General features: G+C 70.8%; 8 protein-coding genes and 1 pseudogene. 6 read left to right on the forward strand and 3 right to left on the reverse strand.

Translation table 11 applies throughout. The features are described from left to right. The first annotated feature begins 109 nt into the window (after positions 1-109). Positions 110-574: a CHRD domain-containing protein gene (locus tag ACY35P_RS10100; protein WP_462115705.1), complete on the forward strand. Its 465-nt coding sequence runs from the start codon at positions 110-112 to the stop codon at positions 572-574. 119 nt (positions 575-693) lie between these two features. Continuing rightward, a complete protein-coding gene (locus tag ACY35P_RS10105) occupies positions 694-1383 on the forward strand; it encodes a glycine zipper 2TM domain-containing protein (RefSeq protein WP_462115706.1) in 690 nt (229 codons plus the stop codon). Positions 1384-1435: 52 nt separating this feature from the next. On the opposite strand, the gene fusA is transcribed toward ACY35P_RS10105, so the two are convergent. Next, the gene (gene fusA, locus ACY35P_RS10110; protein ID WP_462115707.1) at positions 1436-3469 is read right to left on the reverse strand and encodes an elongation factor G; all 2034 of its coding nucleotides are present in this window, start codon (positions 3467-3469) and stop codon (positions 1436-1438) included. Positions 3470-3754: 285 nt separating this feature from the next. Between fusA and ACY35P_RS10115 the strand changes: the two genes are divergently transcribed. Then, positions 3755-4186: an OsmC family protein gene (locus ACY35P_RS10115; protein WP_462115708.1), complete on the forward strand. Its 432-nt coding sequence runs from the start codon at positions 3755-3757 to the stop codon at positions 4184-4186. 21 nt (positions 4187-4207) lie between these two features. Here the strand turns inward: ACY35P_RS10115 and ACY35P_RS10120 are convergent, their stop codons facing one another. Both ACY35P_RS10120 and ACY35P_RS10125 read right to left on the reverse strand, forming a co-directional pair. Continuing rightward, positions 4208-5089, reverse strand: a complete 882-nt coding sequence (locus ACY35P_RS10120) for a PhzF family phenazine biosynthesis protein (protein ID WP_462115709.1) — start codon at positions 5087-5089, stop codon at positions 4208-4210. Positions 5090-5106: 17 nt separating this feature from the next. Next, complete coding sequence (locus ACY35P_RS10125) at positions 5107-5964, reverse strand: PhzF family phenazine biosynthesis protein (protein ID WP_462115710.1); 858 nt, start codon at positions 5962-5964, stop codon at positions 5107-5109. 122 nt (positions 5965-6086) lie between these two features. On the opposite strand from ACY35P_RS10125, the gene ACY35P_RS10130 reads away from it, so the two are divergent. From ACY35P_RS10130 to murD, 3 genes and pseudogenes are all read left to right on the forward strand, one after another. Next, positions 6087-8726: a bifunctional aspartate kinase/diaminopimelate decarboxylase gene (locus ACY35P_RS10130; protein WP_462115711.1), complete on the forward strand. Its 2640-nt coding sequence runs from the start codon at positions 6087-6089 to the stop codon at positions 8724-8726. Next, positions 8719-10077: a UDP-N-acetyl-alpha-D-muramoyl-L-alanyl-L-glutamate epimerase gene (murL, locus tag ACY35P_RS10135; protein ID WP_462115712.1), complete on the forward strand. Its 1359-nt coding sequence runs from the start codon at positions 8719-8721 to the stop codon at positions 10075-10077. The genes ACY35P_RS10130 and murL overlap by 8 nt, the downstream gene beginning before the upstream one ends. Next, positions 10058-10456: pseudogene (gene murD, locus ACY35P_RS10140) on the forward strand (UDP-N-acetylmuramoyl-L-alanine--D-glutamate ligase); the annotation flags it as partial. The gene murL and the pseudogene murD, both read left to right, overlap by 20 nt.

Genomic DNA, 10456 nt, shown 5'->3' on the forward strand with positions numbered 1-10456 from the left:
GCACCGGCAGGTGAATGGAGAGTCACCGGCGTTCGTGCCTGACCCGTGTTTTCACGCGGAGGGTGCGTCGGCGTCGAGAGGGTGGCGGCATCTCCCGGAGGACTTTCCGATGAACCGGCTTGTTTCCCGTCCGCTCCTGCTCGCGCTGCTGCTCGTTCCACTCGCCGCCGCGGCGCAGGACATGCGCATGCGCGGCACGTTCAACCTGCTGCGCGCCGCGGCCGCGGACACGCGCCCGCCGTCCGGCGAGGCACGCGCGACGATCGACGCCGACGGCGCGGTACGCATCGACCTCGTGGTTTCGGGCCTCGACGAGCGCGTCACCGGGGCGACCCTGCATCCGGGCGATGCCGGCGAAAACACCGAGCGGGTCGCCCGCATGGACGTGAGCGTCGACGGCAACGAGGCACGGCTGATCGGCGGACGGGCCGAACTCACCCCGATCGTCGCGCGCCGCGTTCGCGAGAACGGTGCCTACATCCTGTTGCATACGAGCGAGCATCCCGACGGCTACCTGCGCGCGCAGCTCGCGCCGCAGGCGACCGCGGTCGGCTCGGTCGTCAGCGGGCCCTGAGCGGCCGGCTTCGGTAAACACCGGCTGAGCGTTTCACGGGATCTTTACCATATTCAGGAAGCGGTAAGAGCGTCGGCCCGAGGATTCGACTGCGCCATGTCGGCGCCAGGAGCGACGCCATGAAGCACTTCACCGCCACCGCACTCGCACTCGCGCTGACCGCGACGGCGGGCGCCGCCTCGGCCCAGCAGTACTCGTCCTATCCCACCGACACGCAGGGCGGCTATACCGACTATGCGCGCGTGATCCGTGCCACCCCGGTCTACGACTCCCGCGGTGCCTACGCGGCGTCCACCGGTGGCCCGCGCTGCACCGAGAGCCGCACCTATTCGAACGGTTACGGCGACTCGCGCTACAACGATCCCTACGATCGCAACGGCGACGGCTACCGCGACGACGGCTACTACGCCGGCAACGACGGCTATGCGCGCGACGCCTACGGTCGTCCGTACACGCGTCCGACGTCGCCCGTGGGCAGCACCGCGGCGACCGTGATCGGCGGCATCGTCGGCGCGGTGGTCGGCAGCCAGGTCGGCGGCGGCAGCGCACGGTACGCGACGTCCGCGATCGGCACGATGGTCGGCAGCCAGGTCGGCAAGCAGATCTACGACAACTCGCACCGCCAGCCTGTCGCCCGCACGGGTCGCGTGGTGACCTGCGACCCGATGTCCGCCGGTGCCTACGAGAACGGCCGCAATGTCTCGATGTACGACGTGACCTACGAATACGGCGGCCGCACGTACACGACGCGCACGCCATACGACCCGGGCAACCGCCTGCGCGTGCGGGTGGACGTGCGCCCGGAGTGATCCGCTCGGGTTGACGGAAAAGGCCGGCGCATGCCGGCCTTTTCTTTGGCCGTCAGTCTTCCTCGACGCGCGGCCGGTAGCTCTCGACCAGCTTCTGCTGCACGTTTCCGGGGACCGGCTCGTAGTGGCTGAAGTCCATCGAGTAGCGTCCGCGCCCGGCCGTGATCGATTTCAGTTCGGCGGCGAAGCCCTCCAGTTCCGACAGCGGCACCTGCGCCTTGACGATCACCTCGCCTCGGCCGCCGTCCGTGCCCACGATCCGTGCGCGCTTGGCCGCGAGGTGCCCGCTCACGTCGCCCATGTTCGCCTCCGGCGCGGTGACCTCGAGGTCGACGATCGGCTCGAGCACCTGCGGGCGTGCCTTGAGGACCGCATCGACGAAGGCACGCTTGCCTGCGGCGACGAACGCGACCTCCTTGCTGTCCACGGGATGATGCTTGCCGTCGTAGACGACCACGCGCACGTCTTGCAGCGGATAGCCCGCCAGCGCACCGACGGACAGCGCCTGCCGCACGCCCTTTTCGACGGCGGGGATGAACTGCCCGGGGATGGTGCCGCCCTTGACCTCGTCGGCGAACTCGAAGCCGCGCCCGCGCTCGAGCGGCTCGATGCGCAGGAAGACCTCGCCGAACTGGCCGGCGCCGCCGGTCTGCTTCTTGTGGCGGTGGTGCCCTTCGGCCGGCGCGGACACGGTTTCGCGATAGGCGATGCGCGGCGGCCGCGAGCGCACCTCGACGCCGTAGCGCTCCTTGAGCCGGTCGAGATTGACGCGCAGGTGCAGGTCGGAAAGCCCGCGCACCACCGTCTCGTTGGTCTCGACCGTGTGCTCCACCTGGAAACAGGGGTCTTCCTCGGCGAGCTTGTGCAAGGCGTTGGCGAGCTTCTGTTCCTGTCCCTTGCTGGCCGCTTCGACCGCGAGGCCGAACATCGGCTTCGGAAACGCGAGTGGCGCGAGGTGGATGTGGTCCTCGTCGTGGCTGTCGTGCAGCACGGCGTCAAAGTGCAGCTCATCCACCTTCGCCACGGCCGCGATGTCGCCCGGGATCGCGACGTCCACCTCGACATGTTCCTTGCCCCGCAGCTTGAACAGGTGACCGACGCGGAACGGCTTCTTGCCGTCGTCGACGAACAACTGCGTATCGCGCTTCACGGTGCCCTGGTAGACCCGGAAGACGCCGAGCTTGCCGACGAAGGGATCGTTGACGACCTTGAAGACATCGGCGATGACATGCGCGGCCGGATCCGGCCGTGCATCGACGGGCTCGCCCTGGGCTCCCCTCACGAACGCCGGTGGATTCGCCTCGCCCGGATGCGGGAACAGCCGCTCGGCCACGTCGAGCAGCTCGCGCACCCCGACGCCGCTGCGCGCGGAGCAGAACAGCACCGGCACCAGGTGGCCCTCGCGCAGGCACTGCTCGAAGGCATCGTGCAGTTCCTGGCCGGACAGCCCGTCCTCACCGAGGTCGAGGTAATGCTCCATCACCGTCTCGTTGATCTCGACCACCTGGTCGATGATCTTCTGGTGCCAGTCGGCCACAGGCCCGAAATCGCTCTCGCCGGCCGACGCGCCGAAGCAGTCGATGACCGACGCGCCACCCCCGGCGGGCAGGTTCAGCGGCAGGCATTCGGGACCGAAGGCCTCACGCAGTTCGTCGAGCAGCGCGCGGCAGTCGCCCTGGTCGATCTTGTTGACCACGATCGCGCGGCAGAGTCCGCGTGCTTTCGCGTACTCCATCATGCGGCGGGCGCCGTAGCCGACGCCCGCATCGCATGCCACCACGACCGCGACGGTTTCCACCGCCGCGAGCGCGGACAACGCCGGCCCGCGGAAGTCGGGATAGCCCGGCGTGTCGATGAGGTTGACGTGGATGCCCGCGTGGTCGGTGCTGGCGATGCCGACATCGACCGAATGGCCGCGCTGCTTCTCGATCGGATCGAAGTCCGAAACCGTGTTGCCGCGCTCGATGCTGCCTGCCGCGGAAATCGCGCCGCCGGCATGCAGCAGGGCTTCGAAAAGCGTGGTCTTGCCGGCGCCGGGGTGGCCTGCGAGGGCCACGTTGCGGATCTGTTCTGTCGTGTAGGCCATGCCGGGAGCTCCTGTGGAGGTAGGGGAGCAGCCGTCGGGCGCGGCGTCGGTCTTCGGCGTCATGTCCGGCCGCAGCGGGCCGCATCGCGGTCCGGCTTCGCCGTCATGGCTGTCCGCAGCGCACGCCAGCGCGAACGCGCGGCGGGCCGTCATGGCGGGGCTGCGGGCACGATAGCGCGCGCGACCGCGGGCGTCGCGTTGCGATGCACAAGTGCGTTCCACGCCCGCTCACCGGCACTTACCGACGCGCCCGTAGGCTGGAGCACCCTGTTCAGGAGCTCGTCCATGGCCCTCACCCGTCACGCCACCGCCCGCTGGGAAGGCGACCTCAAGTCCGGCGTCGGACGCCTCAACACGCCCCAGAGCGGTGTGTTCCAGGACACCCGCTACGGCTTCAACACGCGCTTCGGCGACGAAAAGGGCGCCAATCCGGAGGAGCTCATTGCCGCCGCGCATGCGGGCTGCTTCGCGATGGCGCTGTCGGCCACGCTCACGGAGGCGGGTCATCCGCCGAGCTACATCGAATCGCGCGCGAACGTCGAGATGTCGATGGAGGGCGGCCCGCACATCACGCAGATCCGCCTGACGGTTCGCGGCGAAGCGCCCGGCGTGACGCCCGAGGAGTTCGCGCGCCACGCGGAGAACGCCAAGGCGAATTGCCCGATCTCGAAGGTGCTGTCGGCGGTGCCGATCTCGCTCGAGGTCCAGCCGGCCTGACCGGGCGGCGGACCCGGGGCCTCACCAGTCGATCGCGCCCGTGACCACGGTGCGCACATGGCCCCCCGACCAGACGTCGCCGGCCGTGTCGACGGTGAGCTGCAGCCGCGCATCGAAACCGACTTCCCGGCCTTGGCTGACGACGTACCGCCCGCCGGTGCCGGGGAGTCGATCGTTCTGCGCGAGCCATGCCGCCAGCGTCGCGTTCGCGGCGCCGGAGGCCGCGTCCTCGAACTGTGCCGGCGCCCCGACGAAGGCACGGACGACGAGGTCGTAGTCGGCATCCGAATCGGCGACGGCGACGGCGAAGGCGCAGACGCCCATCGTCTCGGTGCGCGTGGCCAGTTGCGAGATCGCGCCCCACGCCGGATCGAGCGCGCGCAGGGCGGCCTCGTCGGCGACCTCCACCAGCCACCAGCGGCGTCCACCGTCCATCAACGCCGGCGGCAGCGCACCCAGGCGCATCCCGGCGAGGGCGCGCACGAGGCGCGGATCCCCGGCATCGGCCTGCTCGACCAGCCGCGCGCGCGGGGTGCGGACGGCGATCGTCCGTGCCGCGCCGACACCGTCCACGCGCAGCGGCAGCATGCCCGCCGCGCCTTCCTGCATCAGCAGGCTGTCGCGGGGCGTGGCGAGGCCGGCCTCCAGCACCACGTGCGCGGTGCCGACGCTCGGATGCCCGGCGAAGGGCACTTCGCGACGCGGGCTGAACATGCGGATGCGATAGCTCGCCTCGGTCGTGGTCGGCGGGAAGACGAACGTGGTCTCCGGCAGGCGCGTCCAGCGCGCGATCGCCTGCATCGCGGCGTCGTCGAGCCCTTCGGCATCGAGCACGACGGCGAGTGGATTGCCGGCACCGGGCCGGTCGGCAAAGACGTCGAGCTGCACGTAGCGGCGGGTCATCGCGACAGGGATACCGCTCACCACGTGACGGTCCCGCGGACCACCGCCTGCACGCGCCCGCCGATCCAGACCTCGCCGCCGTCGTCCACCTGCACCTCGACGCGCCCGTCGCGGCCGACCTCGCGGCCCTGGCTCGCAACGTAGCGCCCGCCGTCGGGCACGCGCCCGGCGTCCGCGAGCGCCGCACCGATCGCCGCGTTCGCGCTTCCGGTCACCGGATCCTCCGGGATGCCGTCGGCGGGGCAGAAGGCGCGCACCACCACGCCGTGCGCGCCGCCCGTCGCCATCGCGAACACGGCGAGGCCGACCGCCGAGTCGCCCGTCAATGCGGTGATCGCCGCGAGGTCCGGCACGAGGCCGCGCACGGTGGCCTCGTCGGCGAGTTCGACCACCCACCAACGTGGGCCGTTATCCCAGAGCGCAGGCGCCAGTGCGCCGCGCGCCACGCCGGGCAGCGCGGCGTCGAGCCGTGCCGGCGAACCGGCGGGCGGGTCGACGCGTCGCGCGCGCGGCGCGCGGACACGGATGGCGCGGTCGAGCGTCGTTTCGACGGGCAGCAGTCCCGCGGCGCAGTCCTGCACCAGCGCCGGCTTCGTCGCATCGGCGAGGCCCGCGTCGAGCGCCGCCCAGGCCGCGCCGACGCTCGGATGGCCCGCGAACGGCAGCTCCTGCCGCGGGGTGAAGATCCGCACGCGGTAGTCGGCGCCCGCGCCGGGTGGCAGCAGGAAGATCGTTTCCGACAGGTTGGTCCAGTGGGCGAAGGCCTGCATCGCGGCGGTGTCGAGGCCTTCGGCGTCGACGACGACGGCGAGGGGATTGCCCGCACCGGGGCGATCGGCGAAGACGTCGAGCTGGAGGAAGCGGCGCTGCGTCATGGATCGGGCCACGGCGTGAGGGGGGCGGCATTGTCGCCGGCCGCGGGCGGCCCCGTCATCGAATAAAATCGCGCGCTCTCATGAGCAGGCGTCATTCGCCCCGTCGGCGGGCGCATGCTCCGATGCCCGCCCGCGGCTGCCCGCCGCATGGCCCCACAGGAAACCTCGTGACCGCTTCGACGCGCTGGGTCGTACTCAAGTTCGGTGGCACCTCCGTGTCCCGCCGGACCCGCTGGGACACCATCGGGCGGCTCGCGGCCAAACGCGCACAGGACGAGGGCGCGCGGGTGCTGGTCGTCGTGTCCGCGCTGTCGGGCGTCACCAACGAGCTGCAGGCGATCGCGCATGCCGGCGCGGGTGCGGCGACGGACGCGAAGGTCGCCGCGCTCGTCGCGCGCCATCGCGAGTTCTGCACGGAGCTCGGACTCGACGCGGACGCCGTGCTGGGCACGCGCCTGGCGACGCTGCAGGCGCTTGCGACCGACCCGCGCGCCGCGACGCGCACGCTCGACTGGCAGGCCGAAGTGCTCGGCCAGGGCGAACTGCTGTCGTCCGCCCTCGGTGTGGCCTACCTGAAGTCGCAGGGCATCGACATCGGCTGGTGCGACGCGCGCGACTGGCTCGACGCCATTGCGCTGCCGAACGCGAGCGACTGGGCCGGGCGCCTGTCGGTCAACTGCATGCACCGCACCGACCCGGCGTTCGCGCAGCGCTTCAGCGCACAGCCGACGTCGATCGTCCTGACCCAAGGCTTCATCGCGAGGCATGGCGACGGCGGCACCGCGATTCTCGGCCGCGGCGGGTCGGATACGTCGGCCGCGTACTTCGGTGCGTTGCTCGGCGCGGCGCGCGTCGAGATCTGGACCGACGTGCCGGGCATGTTCACCGCCAACCCGCGCGAGGTGCCCGACGCGCGCCTGCTCGCGCGGCTCGACTACGCGGAAGCGCAGGAGATCGCGACGACCGGCGCCAAGGTGCTGCACCCGCGGTCGATCGGCCCGTGTCGCGATGCGAACGTCGCCATGGCGATCCTGGACACCGAGCGTCCGGATCTGCCCGGCACGCGCATCGACGCGACCGCCACGACGGTCCCCGGCGTCAAGGCGATCAGCCGGCGCAACGGCATTGTGCTGGTGTCGATGGAATCGGTCGGCATGTGGCAGCAGGTCGGCTTCCTCGCCGATGTCTTCGAGCGGTTCAAGAAGCACGGCCTGTCGATCGACCTGATCGGTTCGTCGGAAACCAACGTCACGGTCTCGCTGGATCCCAGCGAGAACCTCGTCACCACCAACGTGCTGAGCGCGCTGAGCGAGGACCTCGCACAGGTCTGCCGGGTCAAGGTCATCGCGCCGTGCGCGGCGATCACGCTGGTCGGCCGTGGCATGCGCTCGCTGCTGCACAAGCTGTCGGACGTTTGGGCGACGTTCGGGCGCGAGCGCGTGCACCTGATCTCGCAGTCGTCGAACGACCTCAACCTCACCTTCGTCGTCGACGAGGCCGATGCGGAGGGGCTGCTGCCGACGCTGCACGCCGAACTCGTGCGCGGGGGCGCGATGCCGGTGCTGGACGAGAGCGTCTTCGGCCCCGCCTGGCGCGATGTCGTGCACGGCCGCCCCGAGCGCACGGCACCGTGGTGGAACACGCATCGCGACGCGCTGCTGGCGAAGGCCCGTGGGGACACCCCGCGCTACGTCTACCACCTGCCAACGGTGCGCGATCGCGCCCGTTCGCTGCTCGACGGCGGGCTCGTCGACTGCGGCTTCTACGCGCTCAAGGCGAATGCGCATCCGGCGATCCTCACCGCGCTCGAGGCGGAGGGCTTCGGCTTCGAATGCGTCTCGCTCGCCGAGGTGGAGCACGTACGGCGCACGCTGCCGGCGCTCGATCCGTCGCGCATCCTGTTCACCCCGAGCTTCGCACCGCGCCACGAGTACGAGGCCGCGTTCGCGGCCGGCATCAACGTCACGCTCGACAGCCTCGAGCTGCTGCAACGCTGGCCCGAGGTGGTGCGCGGTCGCCGCGCGTGGCTGCGCCTGGACCTCGGCCACGGCGAAGGCCACCACGAAAAGGTGAAGACCGGCGGTGCGGAGGCGAAGTTCGGCCTGCCGGTCGCGCGCTTCGATGCCTTCATGGCGCTGGCGCGCGGCCTCGACCTGCGCATCACCGGCCTGCATGCGCACCTCGGCAGCGGCATCGACGATCCCGCGCACTGGCGCGAGGTCTACGGCACGCTCGCCGCGCTCGCCGACGCCAGCGGTTCCATCGACACGCTCGACATCGGCGGCGGATTCCCAATCCCGTACACGCCCGACGCGCGGCCGTTCGACCTGGACGCCTGGCGTGACGGCGTGCGCGCGGTCAAGGCGGCCTATCCGCGCTGCCGGCTGGCGATCGAGCCCGGCCGCTACCTCGTCGCCGAATCGGGCGTGTTGCTCCTGCACGTCACGCAGGTGATCGAGAAGGACGGCGTGCGACGCGTGGGCGTGGACGGCGGCATGAACGTGCTGATGCGCCCCGCGATGTACGACGCCTACCACGGCATCCACAACCTCACGCGCACGGACGACGCGTTGCTCGAAACGTTCGACGTGGTCGGCCCGATCTGCGAGTCCAGCGACGTGCTGGGTCGCGGGCGACGCCTGCCCGCCGCGACGGGCGAGGGCGACGTGCTCCTGATCGCCGACGCCGGTGCCTACGGCATGGCGATGGCGAATACCTACAACCTGCGGCCGCTGCCGGCCGAGGACATCCTCGATGACTGACTGGCGCTTCTCGCGCGATTCGATCCGGAGCTTCCGCTTCGTCCGCTGCGACTTCGACGCCGACACCGGCGTCGCGCAGCTGGTGTACGCCTTCGACGACGGCCCCGAACTGGTGGAGACTGTCACGGTGCCCGGCGCGCCATTCGCGCTCGACGACGCGAGGGCGCACGCCGTCGTGCAGGCGGTGCGCCTGCTGCATCTGATCGCCGGCGTCAGCTACTACAAGGCGGCGGTGCCCCAGGACATCCGCATCGAGGGCTATTCGATCGATGCGGCGACCGCGGTGCTGCTCACCGAGGTCTACGAGAACGGTCTCGGCGAGTTCGCATATCGCAACGGGCTCTCGCTGCGCGGCAGCATCCGCTTCCCGGCCGAGGCCGATGCGGGGGCGGGTGCCGGCCCGATCGGCCTGCGCGAGCACGCACTGGTCGCGATCGGCGGCGGCAAGGATTCGCTCGTCAGCATCGAGGCGCTGCGTGCGGCCGGCATCGAGCAGACGGTGACATGGATCGGCGGTTCCCAGCTGATCAAAGCCTGCGCCGAGCGCACCGGTCTGCCGACGCTCAACATCGGCCGCCAGCTCGCGCCGCAGCTGTTCGAGTACAACCGCAACGGTGCCTGGAACGGACACATCCCCGTCACCGCGGTGAACTCGGCGATCCTCGCGCTCGCCGCGCTGCTGCACGGTGTCGACCAGGTGGTGTTCTCGAACGAGCGCTCGGCCAGCTACGGCTCGATGATCGAGGGCACGGGCGAGGTGAACCACCAGTGGTCGAAGGGCTGGGCGTTCGAGCAGGCGTTCGCGACGCACCTGCGCACGCACGTCGCCGCGAACCTGCGTTACTACTCGCTGCTGCGCCCGCTCAGCGAACTCGCGGTCGCACGGCAGTTCGCGAAGTCCGACCGCTACGATCAGCATTTCTCCAGCTGCAACCGCAATTTCCACCTGCTCGGCGAGCGCCCGGCGCAACGCTGGTGCGGCATCTGCCCGAAGTGCCACTTCGTCTTCCTCGCGCTCGCGCCGTTCATGAGCAAGCCGCGGCTGGTCGGCATCTTCGGCCGCAACCTGCTCGACGACGCCTCGCAGACGGGCGGCTTCGACGCATTGCTCGAGTACCGCGACCACAAGCCGTTCGAATGCGTCGGCGAGGGCCAGGAATCGCGTGCGGCCATGGCCGCGCTGGCGCGTCGCCCGGAGTGGCGCGAGGACGCGCTGGTCGAGCGCTTCTCGCGCGAGATCCTGCCGCAGCTCGGTGACGTGCCGGCGGTCGATTCGCTGCTCGCCGTGTCCGACGAACACGGCGTCCCCGATGCGGTCTGGACCCGCCTGCGTGCGCATTTCGCAGCTTGACGGCCGCCGCGTCGCGCTCTGGGGCTGGGGGCGCGAAGGCCGCGCCGCGCACCGGGCGATCCGTTCCAGGTTGCCGTCGCTGCCGCTGACGCTGTTCTGCAGCGACGCGGAGGCTGCCGAGGCCGCGTCGCTCGGGGATGTGGCGCTGACGATCGCCACGCAGGTCGACGCCGACGCGCTGTCGGCATTCGACGCGGTGGTGAAGTCGCCGGGCATCAGCCCGTACGGCGAAGCCGCGACGTCGGCCCGCGCGCGCGGCACGGTGTTCCTGGGCGGCACGTCGCTCTGGTTCGCCGAACACGCGGGCCCGGATGGCGTCGTCGCCGACGCGGTCTGCGTCACGGGCACCAAGGGCAAGAGCACCACGACCTCGCTGCTG

The sequence above is a fragment of the Lysobacter xanthus genome (genome assembly GCF_047159895.1).

Excerpts from the sequence above, each read along its gene's own strand:
- ACY35P_RS10100 (WP_462115705.1), top strand. The coding sequence starts at position 110 with ATGAACCGGCTTGTTTCCCGTCCGCTCCTGCTCGCGCTGCTGCTCGTT.
- ACY35P_RS10130 (WP_462115711.1), top strand. The coding sequence starts at position 6,087 with ATGCCCGCCCGCGGCTGCCCGCCGCATGGCCCCACAGGAAACCTCGTG.
- fusA (WP_462115707.1), bottom strand. The coding sequence starts at position 3,469 with ATGGCCTACACGACAGAACAGATCCGCAACGTGGCCCTCGCAGGCCAC.
- murL (WP_462115712.1), top strand. The coding sequence starts at position 8,719 with ATGACTGACTGGCGCTTCTCGCGCGATTCGATCCGGAGCTTCCGCTTC.
- ACY35P_RS10115 (WP_462115708.1), top strand. The coding sequence starts at position 3,755 with ATGGCCCTCACCCGTCACGCCACCGCCCGCTGGGAAGGCGACCTCAAG.
- ACY35P_RS10120 (WP_462115709.1), bottom strand. The coding sequence starts at position 5,089 with ATGACCCGCCGCTACGTGCAGCTCGACGTCTTTGCCGACCGGCCCGGT.
- ACY35P_RS10105 (WP_462115706.1), top strand. The coding sequence starts at position 694 with ATGAAGCACTTCACCGCCACCGCACTCGCACTCGCGCTGACCGCGACG.
- ACY35P_RS10125 (WP_462115710.1), bottom strand. The coding sequence starts at position 5,964 with ATGACGCAGCGCCGCTTCCTCCAGCTCGACGTCTTCGCCGATCGCCCC.